Below are 19063 nucleotides of genomic sequence, written 5' to 3'. Positions count from 1 at the left end.
CATGAAGCGTTTCTACATCGTCGGCTTTCTGGTGCTCGTGCTGTTTGACACGCTGGCACAGATCAGCTTCAAACAAGCGGGCGACGCCGCCCTGCCACTGGAATTTTCTACCGCCTGGCTGCTGCGGGTCTTCGGTCAGCCCTGGATTTACGGCGCCTTCGTCGGCTATATCGGTGCATTTTTCACCTGGATGAGCCTGCTCAAGCACGCGCCCATAGGCCCGGCATTTGCCGCCTCCCATCTGGAGATCATCTCGGTGCTGGCCTTGTCGTACTGGCTGTTCAACGAGCCCATTGGCTGGCCGCAGATTCTGGGCTGCCTGTGCATTGTGGCCGGCATCATGTGTCTGGCCGTCAGCGAGAGCGGCGAGACGGATGCTGTTACAGAGCCCCAGGATCTGAAAAAAGCCGCCTGAGATGCGCCTGCCCACGGTTCCGCCCACTGCCGGTCTGCCTTTGCAGGCCGCCGATCTCCGGCCCTGGGGCAGCGAGAACTTTGCCCAGGCGCTGGCGCACTGGTTGGGCGTGGCCGAGGTACAGCTGGAATGCTCGGGCACCTCGGCTCTCATGGTGGCGCTGCGCACGCTCAAAGCCCGGCAACCCCAGCGCAGCGAAGTGATTGCGCCCGCCTATACCTGCCCTCTGGTGGCTTTAGCCGTGGCCCAATGCGGCCTGCATTTGCGGCTATGCGATCTGCGGGCGGATACGCTGGACATGGACAGCGCGTGCCTGCAGGCGCTTTGCTCGGAGCAAACCCTGGCCGTGCTGCCCACGCATCTGTGCGGGCGCGTGGCCGACGTGGCCGCCGCAGTTCTATGCGCCCGGGCGATGGGAGCTTATGTCATCGAGGACGCCGCTCAGGCCCTTGGCGCGCGCATCAACCACCAGTCCGTAGGCCTGCAAGGCGACATCGGCTTTTTCAGCCTGGCCGTGGGCAAGGGCTTGAGCACATTTGAAGGCGGCGTGCTGATCAGCCGCGACGCAGAACTGGCCCGCGCCCTGCAAGACCACAGCCGGCGCCACACCAGGCCCGAGCGCTGGTGGGAGCTGCGCCGCAGTGTGGAGCTGCTGGGCTATGCCGCTCTGTATCGCCCCCAAGGCCTGCACCTGGCCTATGGCAAGCCCTTGCAAAAGTCCCTGGCCCGCGGCGACTGGGTAGAAGCGGCCGGCGATGACTTTGACGACTTCATTCCACAGCACACGCTGGGCCGCTGGCGTCAGCGCGTGGGCGCACGCGCCTTGCAGCGACTCAGGGATTTTCAGCAACAGACCCAGGCACAAGCCATGGCCCGTATGACTAAGCTCGAGTCTCTGGGCCTTGAGGTGCTGGGCGATGCGGCTTCAGATGCACAAGGCATTTGGCCGGTGATCCTGATCCGCATGCCCGACATGCCATCGCGCAACGCCTTGCTCAAGGCGCAGTGGGCGAGCGGTTGCGGCCTGTCGCTGCCGTTTGTGCATGTGCTGCCGGACTATGGACGCTACCAGCATGTGCTGGCCTTTGCCCAGCAGGACACGGTGACGCAAGCGCGCGACTGGGCTCAGCGGCTGGTGGCCGTCAGCAACAGCCCATGGCTGGATTCCTCGCGCTTTGGGGGCTTGCTGCAGGATTTGCAACAGGCCATCGGCTCTCAAAACAAGAGCGCATAGCGTTCAAAAGATAATGGGTTCAGATGCATAAAGCATTGAGCCCAAGATTCAAGCTGCGACAACCGCTCTGATTTTTGCAGTACCCGCCATAGCCGGCTCATCCGCAAGCAGGCCGGACTCCTTGGTACGCGACTGTGTTTCGCGCTGGGCAATATAGTCGCGCGTGAGGGGAACGGCCTCCTGCTTGCGCGCCAGCTGCACCTGAAAGATGGCGATGTCCTGGTAGCGAAACGCGGTAGTGATACGCCACGTTGGCGCGCGATTGGCGGCGCAGATTGTTTTGCAGCAAAGGCCTGAGCCGCATGCGCCATGCATCCAGCATGCGCACCGTGGCACTCACCGGCACCTGTTTGGCGCCGCGCAGCACCAGCTCCAGCACCTCGTACACGCTGCCCTGCTCCACCCGCAGCCGCTCCTGCATGAACATTTCGCCAAAGTTCAGGTCGAGGTCGCGCAACAGGGCCAGCACGGCCCGTCGGTCGGCAAAGCGGATACGTGCCTGCGGTTGTCCCTCATCCCCAAAGACCAGAACCCGCCCCGAGGGCGCAACAATTTCCAGCTTGCCGGTTCTGACCAAGGGCGCAAATACACGTTGCAGCAATGTTTCAGTCAACCGGTCCAGCATATGGTCTTCCTCCTAGCTTTTCTGATGAGCGGCGATGTGATTCACAAGCCGCTGATTCAGTCCGTGTTGTCCTGCCTGCCAGGCAGCCAGCGTGATGGCATCAATCTCTATGTCTTGGCCATCGCCTGCGCTCATCCAGCGCTTCCACCAGGTGGCATAGCGCCATGAGGACACATCGCCCGTGATGTCACTATCGACCAGATGGCCGCCGAGCGCATCCACGATATCCATGGCATCGTCTTCCAGCATGCGGCCCTGATCCCAGTTGGTGCGCACCAGTTCCGGCGCGAAAACATCCTTGTCTATGCTCAGATAGGTGGCCTGCGGCTGCTCATGCAACATGCGCGCCAGGGTCACGGCCAGTTCGGCAACGCTTTCAAAGCTGCGAAACGCGGCGCCCAGACCCACGGGCCTGGCCCAGTCCGTCTTCACGCCGCTGCTCCAGTAGGTGAGCTTGCCCGCACGCAGCGGCGCCAGATAGTTTTCCCAGGCATGGTTGCGGCCTATGTCTTGCGAGGTAATGCCCGCCACATGCACCTGAGAGACCGCCGGGTGCATGGCAACGCGCCGCACCCAAGAGCCGCAGTGCACGCCCCAGGGGAAACGCATATTGTCGGGATGGTTGTCCAGCACCACCACCCGCAACGGATGGGCCTTGGAAAAGCCATGCCTGGCAATGCTGCGCTCTATCAAGGGCCAGCTCAGGTGATGAAAGTCACCGCTGCCCATCAGCACCGTGCCATGTTTCTCTGGCAGCTGCGCCTGCAGCGTGGCCGCAAAACGCTTGAATTTCGACAGCCCACAACCAAAGCGTATGGTCTCCTGCCAGTGCTGCAAAGGCAGCCGCAACTCATCGCCGAGCACTCCGACGGAGGCATCCACATCCAGCACCACCGGTCTGGTCATCATGGCTTCGCGCCCCATTGGCTATCGCTTTCAAAGTGTCCGGCAAAGCGCCGCCCCAGGGCGCGCAGAACGGGGTTGCGAACATAGACCATGTGCTGCGTCATGGTGAAGCTGGCGCCCAGCTGTGCCTTGACCCCAGGGTCGGTCCAGCCGGCCACATAGTGGGTCAGGCCGCGCTCCAGCGCGTATTCCAGATTCACCATCCAGCTTACAAAATAAAGATTGGCCTCGCGCGCGGCCGGGTAGGACAGGCCTATGTATTTGTCTATGAGCTTGCCCTGGTGCTCAAAGCACAGATTCCAGCCCAGCAAGGTATTGCTCGCCAGATCACGGTACTCGAAGACCAGACCGCCATTGCCCGCATCACGCAGCAGATCGGCAAAAAAAGCGCGTCCGAGTTTGTCGAAGTGAATCTCGCTTTGCGCATACACGGCCTCGAACAAGGCGTAGTAGGCATCGACGCGCTCATCGCTGGCAAAGTCCGGCCCCGTGGGAATGCGCCGAATCTGCAGCTGGGCACGGCTTTTGAGCTTGCGCCTGAGATTGCTTCTGCGGCTTTTGGAAAGACCAGCCAGATAGTCGTCCAGACTCGCAAAATCAAGCGGTACATAGGCCAGGGCCTGGCCCTCTACCGCAATAAAGCCCTGGGCAGCCAATGCCTCGATCAGCTCTTGGGCAAACGCATTGTCCGCATCGTCCAGCAAGGGCGATGCCTGCGGCAGGTCTTTGACGATGCTGAGCAGGGTACGACCGGCACGGGCCCGCAGCTGCCCGGCCAGCGCAGCGGCATCGACGGCTTGCGGCAGCAAGGCATATTCGCTGACCGTGGTGCCCACAAAATCCGTTCTCAAGCGCAGTCTGGAGCCCAGCCATTTTCCGCCCGGAAAAGACAAAAGACGCGCCTTGAGCGCGTCGTCTGCCGTGGTGAGCAAATCAAACGGAGCCGTGAACGCCGGCGCCGGCCCATCCTGCAGCAGTGCAAAACCCTCGGGAGGGTGTTTGGCAAACTGCTGCAGCAGGCCTGCGGGCTCCAACTGGTTTCTGTAGGACTGCTGCCTCATCTCACCTTTCGGGCCAGGTATCAAGCCGCCTTGGCGCGGGTCAGCAGCTGATCCAGCAGCACCATGGCTTCGTCGATCTCGCTGCGCGAAATCATCAGCGAAGGAGCGAAGGTGATCACGTTCTTGTAGTAGCCGCCCACGTCCAGCACCAGGCCGCGCTGCTGACCACGGTACTCCAGGCCGCCTTCGAGGCCGATGTCCACCATCTTGTCCAGCAGCGCCTTGTTGGGCGTGAAGCCGTCCTCGGTGCAGATCTCGGCGCGCAGCGCCAGGCCCATGCCGTCCACATCGCCGATTTCCTTGTGGCGCTTTTGCAGATCCTTGAGGCCTTCGAGGAAGTAAGCACCCGATTCGCACACCTGGCGGCCGAAGTCCATCTCGTGCGTCATCTTCATGACTTCCAGGCCCAGGGCCGTACCCAGCGGGTTGGAAGCAAAGGTGGAGTGGGTAGAGCCTGGCGGGAAGATGGTGGGATTGATCAGCTCTTCGCGAGCCCACAGGCCGCTCAAAGCGTTCAAGCCATTGGTCAAAGCCTTGGCAAACACCAGCACGTCGGGCTTGATGCCGAAGTTTTCCACCGACCACAGCTTGCCGGTGCGCCAGAAACCCATCTGGATTTCGTCGACCACCAGCAGCACGCCGTGATCATCGAGCACCTTCTTCAAGCCGGTATAAAAGTTGGCTGGAGGAATGACGTAACCGCCCGTGCCTTGAATCGGCTCAATGTAGAAAGCCGCATATTCGCACTGCTGGGTCTTGGGGTCCCAGACGGCGTGGTATTCGTTCTCGAACTTGCGCGCAAACTCGCGCACGATGGAGTCTGCGTACTCTTCCGCAGTCATGCCCTTGGGGCGGCGGAAGGGGTAGGGAAAGGGAATGAACTGCGCACGGTCGCTGAAGTGGCCGAAGCGGCGACGGTAGCGGTAGCTGGAAGTGATGGACGAAGCACCCAGCGTACGGCCGTGATAGCCGCCTTCAAAGGCGAACATCAGGCTCTTGCCGCCGCTGGCATTGCGCACCACCTTGAGCGAGTCTTCAATCGCCTGCGCGCCGCCCACATTGAAGTGAACGCGGCCGTCGCTGCCCCACTTCTGCTTGGCATCTTCGGCAATGAACTTGGCCAGCTCGATCTTGGTGGGATGCAGGTACTGGCTGGCCACCTGGGGCAGCGCTTGCAGCTGCTCGATCATCTTTTGCTCAAGACGCTTGTTCTTGTAGCCGAAGTTCACGGCCGAATACCACATCTGCAGATCGAGGTAGGGCGTGCCTGCATCGTCGTACATATAGCTGCCTTCGCAGCCCGTGAAAATCTTGGGAGGATTGACGTAGTGGACGGTGTCCCCGAACGAGCAGTACTTGGCCTCGTCGGCCAACAATTGGGCAGTATTGATCACAGCTAAATGGCTCCAGATGCAGTATTCGCGGAGCAGTTTGTGGCGGCAATCTTGCTGCGTCGTTGAGCCTTTGTGTGCGAATTGTGGAGACCGATTTCCAGGGCATGGACTCGCCGAGCCGCGTGTTGTCAGCGGGCGAGCTGCATAGGTTCAGGGTGCTGAGAGCAGCTTGCGAGATTCCCCCTGCTCTCGATATGGCTCGCACCATTAAATGATAATGATTATCAATTCATGCAAATGATTCAAACAAGCCAGCGGTAACGATCTCCGGACAGGGAGCGATGGTGCAGGAGCCAATCTTGCGCGCATCGGTGAATAGCTAGCCAGCATTCAACCTCTGATCCGCAACACCATGGCTTTGTCATTGCAACGGCGCGCTCGCGCCGTTTCCACTTTCCCCTGCTCTTGTTCCTCTGCTGACTATGCGTCTGCAGGCTTCTCGCACACGCTGGTCAGCACGGCCGTGCGTGCGAGCTTGATCGCTCTGATTTCGGCTTCGGCCTGGGCGCAGACAGAGCCTGCGTTGCAGCTGGCCGCCGGCCCCGTCAAGATGCTGCCGCAGGTCGAGGTATATGAGGACGCCGAAACCACGGCGCGCAAGCCGGGCGCCGAAGCCATCATTACCGGGCCGGAGTTGGAGCAGGCCAACAATATGGCCGACATCGTGCGCTACCAGCCGCTGGTATCTGCCCCGGGCACGGTCTCTGGCACCAGCCGCAACCGCAGCAGCTTTGATCGCTCGGGTACGACGGGCTACAACATTCGCGGCATCGAAGGCAATCGCGTCGGCATGGATGTCGATGGCGTGGAGTTGCCGGACGCCACGGGTCGTCCTTATGTCAGCCGTGTCGGTGCCAATACCTTTGGCGTGGGACGTGACTTTATTGATCCCGAGATGTTCTCGGCGGTCGACATCAACTCGGGCACGACGACGGCCAAGCGGGCCGCGGGCGGTATTGGCGGCTCGGTAGGTTTCAAGACCAAGTCTGCAGAAGACTATTTGCGTGCCGACAAAAACTCCTACCTGGGTGCCAAGATCGGTTATGACTCGGCCGACCGCTCCTGGAACGAGAGCCTGACCGCCACGGGCCGCTCCGGTCATCTGGACGGCCTGATTGCCTATTCGCACCGCGACGGCAAGGCCACACGCAACAACAGCGATGTGGTGAACAGCTATCCCAACGACTGGAATTCGGATGCCTTGCTGCTCAAGGGCGGCATCAACATCAACAGCGCCAACCGGCTGGTGCTGTCGGCCGATATGTATCGGCGCAAGAACGACACCTTGTTCAACGGCTGGGATGCCACCAATACCGCCATCAGCGACCGTTCAAAACAGAGCAGCGATACCAGCCGCAATACCTTGCAGCTGCAGCACCTGTGGTCGCCCATGGGCGGTTTGGTGGACCAGCTCGACACCCGCGTTTTCTACCAGACCACGGACACCAAGGATGTGACCGACACCACGCTGCTGGCCACGGGGACGACATCGCACAATATTTCTCAGAACGAAACCAAGACCCTGGGCTTTTCCAGCACAGGGGAAAAGCGCATGGATCGCCACCGCCTGAGCGTCGGCATCAATGCCTCGACCCAGGATGTTGACCGGCCCTGGAGCGTGGCCGGCTACATGAAGCCGCAGCCAGACACCACGACCCGACGTTGGGGTGCTTTTGTTCAGGATGAGATCAGCTTCGACGCCGGCGGCAAGCGGCTGGCCCTGATCCCTGCGTTGCGCGTGGACCGTGTGGATATCAATACCCGCGATCTCGATAACTTTGCCTCCGGCCCGCTGACGCCGACCGATGTGCAGCGTCTTTACGGCAATGCCCCGGCCAGCACCATCTGGAGCCCCAGCCTGGGCCTGGTGTATGACTTGGCGCCCAAGCTCAGCGCCTATGCCCAGGTCAAGCGCAGCGGCCGCGCACCATCGGCCGGCGAGATGTATGGCTCCTGGAACATGGCCAGCAACTACAGCACCAATCAGTACGCGCTGGTCGGCAACCGCGATATCAAACCCGAGACCAGCACGGCCTTTGACATAGGCATCAAAGGCTCGCCTACGCCTGGCGTGACCCTGAACAGCTCGCTCTTCTACAGCAAGTACAAGGACTTCATTGCCTACACCCGCTACACGCGTGCGCTCAATCCCGGCATGTTCACCAATGTGCCCAGCCACATAGGCACGATCTACCAGGCAGAAAACCGCGACACGGCCACCATCTACGGCATGGAGCTCAGCGCCCGCCTGGATCACGGCCAGTGGGCGCCGGCCATGAAGGGCGTGTACAGCCACTGGGCCCTGGGCATCAGCAAGGGCACATCCAAGTCCTACTACGCGGGTGACAAGAATGTGCCGCTGGACAGCGTGCTGCCACGCAAGGCCGTGGTCGGCGTGGGCTATGACGCACCACAAAAACAATGGGGGCTGAACCTGACCGGCACCTTCGTGGCCGGCAAGCAAGCCGTGGCGACCAACCGCGAGGCCTATGCCAACGGCGGCGCAGCCTTGATGGATGCGAGCGTGACGCTGTTCCGCGTACCCGGCTATGCCATTTTTGATTTGGCCGGCTACTGGCAGATCAGCAGGAACGTGCGCCTGAATGCCGGCATCTACAACCTGGGCAACAAGCGCTATTGGGATTACTCCAGCGCGCGTGGTCTCCAGCCATCGGTGCCGCGTGACCAGCGGGACATCGAGTTGCTGAGCAACCCAGGCCGCACTGCCGCCGTCTCTCTGGCCGTTGCGTTCTAAAGAGGCCGCTTAAAGGCCGATGCGCTCGGCATCTGACGCGTCGCTTTTTCTACAGGGCCAGCCGGCAAGGCTGGCCAAGGTATTTCATGGTTCACAGCAGCTGCTGTGCATTTTTACTTCGGAGTTGTTTGCATGATCTCTTCCTTGTCCTCTTCCCGTTTGCTGATCGCCGCCGCTGTGGCAGCCTTGCTGTCGGCCTGCGCGGCGCCTGCCGCCAACACGGCAGCGGCACCGGCTCAGCCTGCCGGCGGCCACGGCCACGCGGCCTTCATGGGCAGCTATGACGTCAACCGCGATGGCGTGGTGAGCCGCGACGAATACGACACCCTGCGCAAGCAGCGCTTTGCGGCCGGCGATGCCAACGGCGACGGCTGGTTGAGCGAAGCGGAATATGTGGCCGAATACGAAGGCCGTCTCAAGCAGCAATACCAGAGCGAAGGTCGTGAGCCTGACGCACGCTATATGGGCTCCATCCGGCAGGCGCATGTGCGCTTTGGCATCATCGACAAGAACAAGGATGGCCGCTACACCGTGGATGAAGACATGGCCATCGCCGAGCGCACCTTCAAGGAAGCCGACAGCAATGGCGACGGCCAGGTGACTGCGGACGACAGCAAGAAAAAGTAAGCAGCCATGGCAATGATCAAGTCCCTCGCCTGCTGGCTGCCCTTGCTGTCGGCCATCTCCTTTTCGGCACAGGCGCATACGCCGTATCTGCTGCCCACGAGCTTTGAAGTCCAGCCCAAGTCCGTCATCAGCGTGGATGCGGGCTTTACCGAAAAGTTCTTCATCTCGGACGTTGCCTTTGGCGACACGGCATTTTCCGTGACCTCACCCGATGGCAAGCTCACGCCCATGGCGCAGGTGGTACAGCTCAAGACCCGTACGGTGGCAGAGCAAAAGCTCGGTGGTGAAAAAGGCACTTACCGCGTGAGTACCGGCCCCCGCCTGGGCGCCATCTTTCGCAGTTGGGAGCGCAATGGCAAGGTCGAGACCGCACGCGATCCTGCCACCGTCATGCCTGCGGATGCCAAGCTGATCGCCCATTACCAGTCGCGCTCTGTCTCTGAGACTTATGTCACCGCAGGGGCTCCGAGCAAGGGCGCTTTGGCGCCATCCGGCCAGGGGCTGGAGCTGGTTCCCATCACCCATCCCAGCGACTTGTTTGCTGGCGAGAAATTTGATTTCAGCGTGCAGTACGACGGCAAGCCTTTGGCCGCGCAGAAGGTCGATATTTACCGCTCCAGCATGGATCTGGCCAGCCAGCACAGCGCTTTCACGGTGACGACCGATGCGCAGGGCCGCGTCTCGTTTGCCTTGCCCAAGGCTGGCATCTATCTGGCGCTGGTGCGTTATCGCGCCGCAGCGCCCGCTGGAGCGGCCGCGCCCACGTATGGCAACAACTACACGCTGACTTTCCGGGTGCTGGAACAGTAAGCAGCAGTCTTTCAGCGGCGGCGGCTGCCCGCTGATGCCCAGCGGCTGTGCTTTGGCTCAGCCGCTGGTGACCACGCGCAGGACTTCCGCGCCATAGGCTTCGAATTTCTTGGAGCCCATGCCGCTGACCCCTTGCAGCTCCTGCAGGGATTTAGGGTTGAGCTCGGCAATGGCGGCCAGCGTGGCATCGTGAAATATCACGTAGGCCGGCAGATTGTGCGACTTGGCGACCTCGGCCCGCCAGGCCTTGAGGTTGATGAAGCGCACCTGTGCATCGGGCCCCAGATTGGCGGCCGCTGCATTGGGCTGGTTGACGCGGCTTGGCTTCTTGCTGCGCGAGGCGGCCACCGCCTCGCGCAGCTGCACCGTCACCTCGCCCTTGAGCACGGCACGCGAGCCCGGTACCAGGCACAGAGTGTCGAACACATGGCCGCTGTTCTCGCTCACCACCTTGTGCAGCCCCAGAGCGCCTGTGGCCAGCAACTGACGCATCACGGCGCGCAGCTGCGGTTCGGCATAATCCTTGCCAATGCCGAAGGTGGAGACCTTGTCATGGCCGTACTGCGTGACCTTGTCGGTGACCTTGCCGCGCAGCACATCCATGATGTGGCCTGCGCCATAGGTCAGCTTGCTGGCTTCATGCACCCGGAAAATGGTGGACAGCAGCTTGCGCGCCGCATCGGTGCCATCCCATAGCGCGGGCGGCTCCAGGCAGTTGTCGCAGTTACCGCACTGCAGCTTGGCCACGGCCTGCAAGGGTTTGCCGTCGGTAGCCGGCCCCTGGCCGTACTGCTCGCCAAAGTAGGCAAGCAAGCGCACGCGCCGGCAGTCCGTGGCTTCGGCCAGGCCCAGCAGGGCATCAAGCTTGCCGCGCATGGCCTGCTTGAACTCTTCCCCGGCCGGACTTTCATCGATCATGCGCCGCTGGTTGACCACATCAGAGAGTCCGTAAGCCATCCAGGCATCGGCGGGCAGGCCGTCACGGCCGGCACGGCCCGTCTCCTGGTAGTAGCCTTCGATGTTCTTGGGCATGTCCACATGCGCCACAAAGCGCACATCGGGCTTATCTATGCCCATGCCAAAGGCGATGGTGGCCACCATCACCACACCGTCTTCACGCAGAAAGCGATCCTGATGCTGCTGGCGCATCTCGGAAGGCAGGCCGGCGTGATAGGGCAAGGCGCGAATGCCGCTTTGCGCCAGGGTCTGGGCCAGCTCTTCCACCCGCTTGCGCGACTGGCAATAGACGACGCCGGCCTCGCCTTCGTGCTCGCGCTCGATGAAGCGCAACAACTGGTTGGTGACGTCCTTCTTCTCGGCAATCTTGTAGCGGATATTGGGCCGGTCAAAACTGCTGAGGAACAGGCGGGCGGTTTCCAGTTGCAGCCGCTCGATGATGTCGGCCCGCGTCAGCGCATCAGCCGTGGCGGTGAGTGCGATGCGCGGCACGCCGGCAAAGCGCTGATGCAGCACCGTCAACGCGCGGTATTCGGGGCGGAAGTCGTGGCCCCACTGGCTTACGCAATGGGCTTCGTCAATGGCAAACAGCGACAGCTTGCCCTGGGCATGCAAGTCATCGAGCAGGCCCAGAAAACGCGGCGTGTTCAGGCGCTCCGGCGCCACATACAGCAAGGTGATATCGCCGCTTTGCAGCCGCAGCTCCACATCCTGGGTTTCCTCGTAACTCAGGGTAGAGTTCAGATAGGCCACGCTGACACCTGCTTCATGCAGAGCGCCGACCTGATCGTGCATGAGCGCAATCAGCGGCGAGACCACCACGCTCACGCCATGCATCTGCTGCTGGCGCACGATGGCGGGAATCTGATAGCACAGCGATTTGCCACCGCCCGTAGGCATGAGCACCAGCGCATCGCCACCCTCGATCACATGCGAGACGATGGCCTGCTGCGGGCCACGAAACTGCTCGTAGCCAAAGACAGCCTGAAGAACGGATTGCGCGGTGGACAACGGAAGTAACTCTTGAAAAGATAGCTATAAGCGCTCGATTCCATTGGGCTACATGCCAATTTCATCGCAAACACAGCGCTCAAAAAGAAGCCCTATTGTGCGCTGCGCTGCCGCGCCCTGCCTGCGCCGGGGAATGGCTTGCGCCGCTCAAGCCGCACCTGCAACCGACGAGGGCGAGAAATGCGCCTCCAGCTCGTACAGATCGGCCGGATAGGTCAGGCGCACAAAGGTGATGGGCAGCGTCCCCGTCCAGGTGCGGCGATCAATCACCAGACAGGGCGAGGCTGGCGCCACCTGCAGTCGTGCGGCCGTCTCTTCGCTGGCCGCCTCGGCACGGATGCGGTGCTCGGCAGAACTCCAGGGCACATGGTTGACCATCCAGGAGCTGGGGCTGTGCTCGGTGAACATTTCATGTTCGGCGTCCGGCACGGACTCCAGATTGATCAGGCGGTCCTCGATGCAGAAGGGGCGCGATCCTGCCATATGCAGACACAGGGCATGAACCACAGGCCCGGCCTTGTCCATGCGCATGGCCTGCATATCGTCGCGCGTGCTGCGCCGTTGCTTGCGGCTGAGCAACTGGCTGCTGTATTCCATGCCCATGCCCAGCACCACCTGGCGCAGGTCCGGGATCTCCAGCACGGCCGAGCTGGTATGTGGCAGGGTCACAAAGCTGCCGGCCTTGCGCTTGCGCTGCAAGAGCCCGGCGTGTGCCAGCTGCGTAAGCACCTTGTTGACCGTCATGCGCGAGCACTGGTAGTGCGCGGTCAGCTCCATCTCGGAGGGAATCCTGAAGCCTGGCGGCCAGCGACCACTGAGAATGTTCTGTTCAATCTCGGTGAGAATTTTTCCGTGCAGCGAAATGGAGGCAGTTTTTTCCATGATGGCGGATTACACCAGCAAATCCGCCGTCTCCACCAGCATTTCCCCGGCAGGAACTCAACGCCCCAGTACCGAGCGGGCAATGATGGTGCGCTGGATCTCGGAGGAACCCTCGTAAATGCGCAGAATGCGGGCATCGCGCACATAGCGCTCCAGCGGCATCTCGCGGGTATAGCCGTAGCCGCCGTGGATCTGCAGCGCTTCATCGGTCACGAAGCCCACCATCTCGGATGCATACAGCTTGGCCATGGCCGACTGCTGGCTGAACGGCTGCCTGGCCTGGCGCAGGGCCAGGGCCTGCATGGTCAGGCCCCAGGCCGCTTCCAGGCGCAACTTCATATCGGCCAGCTTGAACTGGATGGCCTGCTTGGTCGCCAGGGGCTCACCGCCGACCAGGCGCTGATTGGCCCATTCCGCAGCCGCCTTCAATGCCGCCTCGGCAATGCCCAGCGAGGTTGCAGCCACATCCAGGCGGCTGTTATCCAGCACTTGCATGGCGATCTTGAAGCCGCTGCCTTCGGCGCCCAGCCGGTTGACAGCGGGTACGCGCACGCCCTCCAGAGAGACCTCGAACGCATGACCGCCGCGTATGCCCATCAGCTTTTCGGGCGAGGAGATCTGTATGCCAGCCAGATTGCGCGGCACGATGAAAGCGCTGACGCCGCGCGCCCCGGCATTCATATCGGTCTTGGCAAACACGATCATGAAACTGGCCTCTGCCGCGTTGGAGATGAAATGCTTGACGCCCGTGAGAACGTAATCGTCGCCGTCCAGCACGGCCCGGGTGCGCATGTCGGCAGGGTGGGAGCCGCCACGCGGTTCGGTCAAGGCAAACGCGGCCAGCCATTCGCCGCTGGCGCAACGCGGCAGCCATTGCTGGTGCTGCTCGGCACTGCCGCCAATCAGCAAGGCATCGGTGCCCAGGTAGTGGGCGCCAATCATCGAAGACGTTGCGGCACAGGCACGGGAAATGGCGACCAGCGACATCAGCATGGCCGTGGGCGTGACGCCGGGGCCGCCCAGATACTCGGGCAAGTTCATGCCCATCACGCCCAGTTGCGCCAGGCCGGGCACATGGCGGGTGGCAGAGAATGCCTCCTCGTCCATGGCCTGGGCCACGGGCGCCAGGGTTTCTTGCGCAAAACGCTCCACAGCATCGGCAATGGCCTGGTCTTCTTCGGTGCTGCCCAGTCGTAAAAAGCTCATGTTTTTCTCGCTGTCCAAGGTAAGGGATTGAGGTTGCAGATAACTCAGTGAGGGGCGGCGTCTGTCGCACCCAGCGCACCAGCCTGGCGCAAGGCGTCAATAGCCTCGCGGCTGCGGCCCAGCCAGCTGCCGAGCAGCAGCTCCGTGTGCTCGCCCAGGGCCGGCGCCCTCTCGCTTCGATTGGGCGCGCTGCCGTTGAAGTGCACGGGCTGGGTCGGCAAGCGCAGGCCGGGCAAGCGCTCGTCGTCCACCTCGTGCAACAGACCACGGGAACGTATTTGCGGGGACTCCAGCGCCTGCTCGATATTCCATATCGGCGCCACGGGCACGCCGGCTGCATCCAGCGTGGCGACCACATCGGCCACATCGTGCTGGCAGCTCCAGCCCTCGATGGCACGGCGCAGCTCGGGCTCGTTAGCCGAGCGGGTCTCGTCGCTGGCAAAGCGCGGGTCATCGACCAGCTGCGGCAAGCCCATGGCCAGCACCGTGGCATCGAACAGTTTTTTATTGAGCACCGCCAGGGCAAAGTGGCCGTCGCGCGCCTTGTAGACGCCAAACGGCGCCGACAGCGGGTGGCGATTGCCCACCCGCCTGGCAGGCTGGCCCGTGAACAGATAGCGGGACACCGAAGTGGCCAGAAAAGTCAGCGTGGTATCGAACATGGCCACATCAACATGCTGGCCCTGACCTGTGCGCTGTGCCTGCAGCAAGGCCGCCAGCGTGGCCCAGGAGGCAAACAGTCCCGCGACCACATCGCTGACCGCCTCTCCCACCAGGGTGGGGGCGCCATCGGCTTCGCCCGTCGCCTCCATCAGTCCGCTCATGGCCTGGACAATGATGTCGTAGGCGGGCCGGTGGGCTAGCGGCCCGGTCTGCCCAAAGCCGGAAACGCTGACGTACACCAGCTTGGGGTTGAGGCTGCGCAGCTTTTCCGGGCCTATGCCCAGACGCTCGGCCACCCCGGGTCTGAAGTTCTCCACCACCACATCCGCTTTTTGCGCTAGCTGCTGCACGATTTCGGCAGCCTGCGGATTCTTGAGATCCAGCACCAGACTTTGCTTGTTGCGGTTCATGACGGTGAACAGCGCGCTCTGGCCATTCCTCATGGGCCCGATGGCGCGGTAGTCGTCACCCTGGGGCGGCTCAACCTTCACCACCTCGGCCCCCAGATCGGCCAGCAGCGCCGTGGACATGGGCCCCGCCAGCACCCGGGTGAAATCCAGAATGCGTATGCCGTCGAGAGGGCGGGATGCGGGGTTTTCAGCAGAGATAGACATGAGATTTGCGTTGCTCGCCTGAGAAGATGCAGGGATGCTGCGTGAAGTTTGAATTAATGGAAAATATTCATTTCACATCTTCTGAATTCAAAAAATTGATTCACATCAACCTGCGCCAACTGGAGTATTTCGTCGCCGCCGCGCGCCATGGCAGCACGGCCAAGGCGGCACAGGCCATCAACGTCTCGCAGCCCTCGGTGTCCAAGGCGGTGACCGACCTCGAAGCCCATTGGGGCGAGGTGCTCTTTGTCAGAAGGCATGGCAAAGGTCTGGACCTGACGGCAGCCGGTCTGAGCAGAAGCCGCGAAGCTCTGGCCTTGCTGGAAGCCGCAGAAAAACTGCAGGAACGCCGCAGCCAGAGCCTGTCCGGCGTGTTGCGTCTGGGCTTTCTCAGCACCCTCGGTGCGCTTTGGATTCCGCAGATCCTGTCGCAGATGCAAAAGCGCTACCCCGAGATCACGCTGGAGCTCATGGAAGGCGATATCGAATCGCTGACCCGGCAAGTGGAGCGCGGGGAAATACATGCCGCACTGCAGTACGAGCTGGGCCTGTCCAGACCCCGAATCAGCACGCACCCGGTGGCGGCCCTGGCGCCCTATGTGCTCCTGCCGGCTAGGCACGCGCTGGCAGCGGCTGCCAGTGTGAGTCTGGCCCAGCTGGCCCAATCCCCGGTGCTGCTGATCAAGCTGCCGCAAAGCCGGGAGTATTTTCTGTCCCTGTTTCGCGAGGCCGGCGTCATGCCCACCGTGGCCCATGAGTTCTCGTCCATCGAGCTGCTGCGCTCCATGGTGGCCAACGGCCATGGCGTCAGCATCTTGACCACGCGCCCCACGGTGGACAGAGCACATGACGGCAAGCGCCTGGTGTGCAAGCGCATCAAAGACAAGGTCGCCAAACAGGCAATTGTGCTATCGGTGCCCAGCAGCAATGCCTCTTGTCTGATTGCACCGTTCTTGAGCGTTGCCAAAAGCGTGATCGCACCACCGTAGCGCTGCGCTGCTCGATTTTCCCGTCCCGACTCACGCATGCAATCTGGCATGCGGTTTGCAAGAGTTTGCTGGTCAGGCCTTTTCGGGTAAGCCTGTATATACAAGCCTGATCAACAAAAACACACTTTGCCGTCCGCGCTGGCTTCCGGCTGGCAAAGCCGTAACCAAAACCTTGCTGCACTCGCATTGACCGAGGAGGGTCATATGACATCGACACACACCACCCGTCGCTTCCCCATTTGGCAATGGGCTCTGGCCGCCGCCTGTCTGGCCACAGGGGCTCAGCAAGCCACGGCGCAGGAAACCAAGATCGTGCTTGGCATGTCGGGCTGGACCGGCTTTGCGCCCTTGACGCTGGCCGACAAGGCCGGCATCTTCAAGAAGAACGGGCTCAATGTCGAGCTGAAGATGATTCCGCAAAAGGATAGACACCTGGCGCTGGCCTCCGGTGCAGTGCAATGTGCAGCCACCACCATCGAGACGCATGTGGCATGGAACACCAATGGCGTGCCCATTGTGCAGATCTTCCAGATGGACAAGTCCTATGGTGCCGACGGCATTGCCGTGCGCAACGACGTCAAGAGCTTTGCCGACCTCAAGGGCAAGACAGTGGCCGTCAGCGCACCGGGCACCGCCCCCTACTTCGGCCTGGCCTGGATGCTGAACAAGAACGGCATGTCCATGAAGGACGTGAAAACCGTGTCGCTGGAGCCTCAGCCCGCCGCCCAGTCGTTTGTCTCCGGCCAGAACGATGCAGCCATGACGTATGAGCCCTATCTGTCCACGGTGCGCGCCAACCCTGCGGCTGGCAAGATTCTGGCAACCACCATCGACTATCCCATGGTGATGGATACCGTGGGCTGCGATCCCAAATGGCTCAAGGCCAACACCGCAGCCGCCAAGGCGCTGACCCAGTCCTACTTTGATGCCGTGGCCATGATCAGAGCCGAGAAGGACAAGAGCTACGAAATCATGGGCACCGCCGTCAAGCAAAGCGGCGAACAGTTCGGCAAGTCTGCGGCCTTCCTCAAATGGTCGGACAAGGAAGCCAACCAGAAGTTCTTCGCCAATGATCTGCTGCCCTTCATGAAGGAAGCGGCCGTCATCCTCAAGGAAGCCGGCGTGATTCGCAGCATCCCCGAGAACTACAACGTCATGTACGACAACAGCTTCATCAAGTAAGCGAGCCAGAGGTTGCACATGAACGCGGTATCTTCTTCTGTCCCCTCTGCACCCGCCACGCCCCAGGGCGTGTCGACCGCTGTGCAGCCTCCTGTTCAGCCTTCCCCCAAGCCGATGCGCAGACGTTATATGGCTCCGCTGGAGCCGGTCAGCCACAGAGCCAAATGGCTGCTGGGCATCGGCTTTTTTGTCCTCTTCCTCATCGTCTGGTCTGCCGTCACCTTTGGCGGCATGGTGTCGCCCACCTTTCTTGCCAGTCCGCTGACCATGGTGCGCGAAGGCATTCTGCTGTTCACCGAGTTCAACTTTCTGCATGACATAGGCATGACGGTGTGGCGTGTCATGGCCGGCTTCGTGCTGGCTTCTGCCGTCGCCGTGCCTCTGGGCATTGCCATGGGCGCCTGGAAGCCGGTGGAAGCGTTCTTTGAGCCCTTTGTCTCTTTTTGCCGCTATCTGCCAGCCTCGGCCTTCATTCCCCTGCTCATCCTCTGGGCCGGTGTGGGCGAGACGCAAAAGCTGCTGGTGATCTTCATAGGCTCGGTATTCCAGATCACGCTGATGGTTGCCGTCACCGTGGGTGGCGCACGCAAGGACCTGGTGGAGGCCGCCTACACCCTGGGCGCCAGCAACACCGGCATTGTTCGCCGCGTGCTGATTCCCGGCGCAGCGCCCGGCATCGCTGAAACCCTGAGACTGGTGCTGGGCTGGGCCTGGACCTACGTCATCGTGGCCGAGCTGATCGGTTCCTCATCCGGTATCGGTCACATGATCACCGACAGCCAGGCGCTGCTCAATACCGGCCAGATCATCTTCGGCATCATCGTGATCGGCCTGATCGGCCTGGTCTCCGATTTCATCTTCAAGACCATCAACCGTCGCATGTTCGAGTGGAGCACGCTGTGAAGAATTTACTTTCCATTCGCGGTGTTTCGCGCACGTTCACCAGCCACAAAGGCACGAGCACCCAGGCCTTGCTGCCGGTGGATTTCGAAGTCAAGGAAAACGACTTCGTCACCATCCTCGGCCCCTCGGGCTGCGGCAAATCCACCATGCTGCGCATCGTGGCTGGACTGGACTTTCCGACCACCGGTCAGGTGCTGCTGGACGGCCATGTGGTGGACGGCCCGGGCGCCGACCGCGGCATGGTGTTCCAGAGCTACACGCTTTTTCCCTGGCTCACCGTGGCCCAGAACATTCGCTTCGGTCTGCGCGAAAAAGGCGTCAGCGAAGCCCTGCAAAAAGAGCGCAGCGACTACTTCATTGCCAAGGTGGGCCTCAGAGGTTTTGAGGGCCACTTTCCCAAGCAGCTGTCGGGCGGCATGCAGCAGCGCACGGCCATTGCGCGGGCGCTGGCCAATGATCCCAAAATCTTGCTGATGGACGAGCCTTTTGGCGCGCTGGACAACCAGACCCGCGTGCTGATGCAGGAATTGCTGCTGGGCATCTGGGAGGCCGAGCGCAAAACCGTGATGTTCGTGACCCACGATATCGACGAAGCCATTTTCATGGCCAACCGGGTGGCGGTTTTCAGCGCCCGCCCCGGTCGCATCAAGGCAGACATTCCCGTCAACCTGCCCCACCCCCGGCACTACACCGTCAAGACCTCGCCGGAGTTCATGGAACTCAAGGCCAGACTGACCGAAGAAATTCGGGCCGAGTCCCTGGCCGCTGCTGCACACTGAGGGCTGTTGCAGAACCCGCTATCGTCATGAACTCCCAAGCCGCCCTCCCC

The 19063-nt window shown here is 61.7% G+C and carries 17 protein-coding genes; 9 read left to right on the top strand and 8 right to left on the bottom strand.

Going from position 1 to position 19063, the window contains the following annotated elements; all coding sequences use genetic code 11:
- The first annotated feature begins 1 nt into the window (after position 1).
- The gene (locus ACNAZA_RS09725) at positions 2 to 415 is read left to right on the top strand and encodes a DMT family transporter (protein ID WP_415796419.1); all 414 of its coding nucleotides are present in this window, start codon (positions 2 to 4) and stop codon (positions 413 to 415) included.
- A gap of 1 nt (position 416) precedes the next feature.
- Positions 417 to 1649 carry a DegT/DnrJ/EryC1/StrS family aminotransferase gene (locus ACNAZA_RS09720; RefSeq protein WP_415796418.1) on the top strand — a complete coding sequence of 411 codons (1233 nt, stop codon included), beginning with the start codon at positions 417 to 419 and terminating at the stop codon, positions 1647 to 1649.
- Between the two features lie 97 nt (positions 1650 to 1746).
- On the opposite strand, the gene ACNAZA_RS09715 is transcribed toward ACNAZA_RS09720, so the two are convergent.
- From ACNAZA_RS09715 to ACNAZA_RS09700, 4 genes are read right to left on the bottom strand one after another with little or no spacing between them, the layout of a single operon-like run.
- Positions 1747 to 2274 (bottom strand): hypothetical protein, encoded by a 528-nt coding sequence (locus ACNAZA_RS09715; protein ID WP_415796417.1) that lies wholly within the window; start codon positions 2272 to 2274, stop codon positions 1747 to 1749.
- A gap of 12 nt (positions 2275 to 2286) precedes the next feature.
- Positions 2287 to 3183 carry a hypothetical protein gene (locus ACNAZA_RS09710; RefSeq protein WP_415796416.1) on the bottom strand — a complete coding sequence of 299 codons (897 nt, stop codon included), beginning with the start codon at positions 3181 to 3183 and terminating at the stop codon, positions 2287 to 2289.
- Complete coding sequence (locus ACNAZA_RS09705; RefSeq protein WP_415796415.1) at positions 3180 to 4241, bottom strand: peptidogalycan biosysnthesis protein; 1062 nt, start codon at positions 4239 to 4241, stop codon at positions 3180 to 3182. Before ACNAZA_RS09705 ends, ACNAZA_RS09710 begins: the two co-directional genes overlap by 4 nt.
- A 20-nt stretch (positions 4242 to 4261) precedes the next feature.
- Complete coding sequence (locus ACNAZA_RS09700; protein WP_415796414.1) at positions 4262 to 5635, bottom strand: aspartate aminotransferase family protein; 1374 nt, start codon at positions 5633 to 5635, stop codon at positions 4262 to 4264.
- A gap of 352 nt (positions 5636 to 5987) precedes the next feature.
- Between ACNAZA_RS09700 and ACNAZA_RS09695 the strand changes: the two genes are divergently transcribed.
- The 3 genes from ACNAZA_RS09695 (at position 5988) to ACNAZA_RS09685 (ending at position 9827) form a co-directional block, all read left to right on the top strand.
- A complete protein-coding gene (locus ACNAZA_RS09695; protein WP_415796413.1) occupies positions 5988 to 8390 on the top strand; it encodes a TonB-dependent hemoglobin/transferrin/lactoferrin family receptor in 2403 nt (800 codons plus the stop codon).
- Positions 8391 to 8522: 132 nt separating this feature from the next.
- On the top strand, positions 8523 to 9017 hold the full coding sequence (locus ACNAZA_RS09690) for an EF-hand domain-containing protein (RefSeq protein WP_415796412.1): 495 nt from the start codon (positions 8523 to 8525) through the stop codon (positions 9015 to 9017).
- Positions 9018 to 9029: 12 nt separating this feature from the next.
- The gene (locus tag ACNAZA_RS09685) at positions 9030 to 9827 is read left to right on the top strand and encodes a DUF4198 domain-containing protein (RefSeq protein ID WP_415796411.1); all 798 of its coding nucleotides are present in this window, start codon (positions 9030 to 9032) and stop codon (positions 9825 to 9827) included.
- A 57-nt stretch (positions 9828 to 9884) separates the two neighbouring features.
- Here the strand turns inward: ACNAZA_RS09685 and recQ are convergent, their stop codons facing one another.
- The 4 genes from recQ to ACNAZA_RS09665 form a co-directional block, all read right to left on the bottom strand.
- Complete coding sequence (gene recQ / locus ACNAZA_RS09680) at positions 9885 to 11795, bottom strand: DNA helicase RecQ (protein WP_415796410.1); 1911 nt, start codon at positions 11793 to 11795, stop codon at positions 9885 to 9887.
- Positions 11796 to 11942: 147 nt separating this feature from the next.
- Positions 11943 to 12677: a histidine utilization repressor gene (gene hutC / locus ACNAZA_RS09675; RefSeq protein ID WP_415796409.1), complete on the bottom strand. Its 735-nt coding sequence runs from the start codon at positions 12675 to 12677 to the stop codon at positions 11943 to 11945.
- Positions 12678 to 12734: 57 nt separating this feature from the next.
- Complete coding sequence (locus tag ACNAZA_RS09670; RefSeq protein WP_415796408.1) at positions 12735 to 13883, bottom strand: acyl-CoA dehydrogenase family protein; 1149 nt, start codon at positions 13881 to 13883, stop codon at positions 12735 to 12737.
- Positions 13884 to 13927: 44 nt separating this feature from the next.
- Positions 13928 to 15160 carry a CaiB/BaiF CoA transferase family protein gene (locus ACNAZA_RS09665; RefSeq protein ID WP_415796407.1) on the bottom strand — a complete coding sequence of 411 codons (1233 nt, stop codon included), beginning with the start codon at positions 15158 to 15160 and terminating at the stop codon, positions 13928 to 13930.
- A 95-nt stretch (positions 15161 to 15255) separates the two neighbouring features.
- On the opposite strand from ACNAZA_RS09665, the gene ACNAZA_RS09660 reads away from it, so the two are divergent.
- The 4 genes from ACNAZA_RS09660 to ACNAZA_RS09645 all read left to right on the top strand — a co-directional run bounded on the left by ACNAZA_RS09660 (position 15256) and on the right by ACNAZA_RS09645 (position 19013).
- Complete coding sequence (locus ACNAZA_RS09660) at positions 15256 to 16149, top strand: LysR substrate-binding domain-containing protein (protein ID WP_415796406.1); 894 nt, start codon at positions 15256 to 15258, stop codon at positions 16147 to 16149.
- A gap of 204 nt (positions 16150 to 16353) precedes the next feature.
- Positions 16354 to 17331 carry an ABC transporter substrate-binding protein gene (locus ACNAZA_RS09655; RefSeq protein ID WP_120965753.1) on the top strand — a complete coding sequence of 326 codons (978 nt, stop codon included), beginning with the start codon at positions 16354 to 16356 and terminating at the stop codon, positions 17329 to 17331.
- Positions 17332 to 17349: 18 nt separating this feature from the next.
- Complete coding sequence (locus ACNAZA_RS09650; RefSeq protein WP_415796405.1) at positions 17350 to 18234, top strand: ABC transporter permease; 885 nt, start codon at positions 17350 to 17352, stop codon at positions 18232 to 18234.
- Positions 18231 to 19013, top strand: a complete 783-nt coding sequence (locus tag ACNAZA_RS09645) for an ABC transporter ATP-binding protein (protein WP_415796404.1) — start codon at positions 18231 to 18233, stop codon at positions 19011 to 19013. Before ACNAZA_RS09650 ends, ACNAZA_RS09645 begins: the two co-directional genes overlap by 4 nt.
- The last annotated feature ends 50 nt before the right edge of the window (positions 19014 to 19063 follow it).

Source organism: Comamonas aquatilis, from assembly GCF_965139575.1.
GTDB lineage: Bacteria > Pseudomonadota > Gammaproteobacteria > Burkholderiales > Burkholderiaceae_C > Comamonas > Comamonas aquatilis.
This window is presented reverse-complemented; position numbering and strand designations above follow the sequence as displayed.

Coding starts and splice junctions, on each gene's coding strand:
- ACNAZA_RS09715 (WP_415796417.1), bottom strand. CDS start 2,274: ATGCTGGACCGGTTGACTGAAACATTGCTGCAACGTGTATTTGCGCCC.
- ACNAZA_RS09670 (WP_415796408.1), bottom strand. CDS start 13,883: ATGAGCTTTTTACGACTGGGCAGCACCGAAGAAGACCAGGCCATTGCC.
- hutC (WP_415796409.1), bottom strand. CDS start 12,677: ATGGAAAAAACTGCCTCCATTTCGCTGCACGGAAAAATTCTCACCGAG.
- ACNAZA_RS09665 (WP_415796407.1), bottom strand. CDS start 15,160: ATGTCTATCTCTGCTGAAAACCCCGCATCCCGCCCTCTCGACGGCATA.
- ACNAZA_RS09655 (WP_120965753.1), top strand. CDS start 16,354: ATGACATCGACACACACCACCCGTCGCTTCCCCATTTGGCAATGGGCT.
- ACNAZA_RS09720 (WP_415796418.1), top strand. CDS start 417: ATGCGCCTGCCCACGGTTCCGCCCACTGCCGGTCTGCCTTTGCAGGCC.
- ACNAZA_RS09690 (WP_415796412.1), top strand. CDS start 8,523: ATGATCTCTTCCTTGTCCTCTTCCCGTTTGCTGATCGCCGCCGCTGTG.
- ACNAZA_RS09650 (WP_415796405.1), top strand. CDS start 17,350: ATGAACGCGGTATCTTCTTCTGTCCCCTCTGCACCCGCCACGCCCCAG.
- ACNAZA_RS09705 (WP_415796415.1), bottom strand. CDS start 4,241: ATGAGGCAGCAGTCCTACAGAAACCAGTTGGAGCCCGCAGGCCTGCTG.
- ACNAZA_RS09685 (WP_415796411.1), top strand. CDS start 9,030: ATGATCAAGTCCCTCGCCTGCTGGCTGCCCTTGCTGTCGGCCATCTCC.
- ACNAZA_RS09710 (WP_415796416.1), bottom strand. CDS start 3,183: ATGATGACCAGACCGGTGGTGCTGGATGTGGATGCCTCCGTCGGAGTG.
- ACNAZA_RS09695 (WP_415796413.1), top strand. CDS start 5,988: ATGGCTTTGTCATTGCAACGGCGCGCTCGCGCCGTTTCCACTTTCCCC.
- ACNAZA_RS09725 (WP_415796419.1), top strand. CDS start 2: ATGAAGCGTTTCTACATCGTCGGCTTTCTGGTGCTCGTGCTGTTTGAC.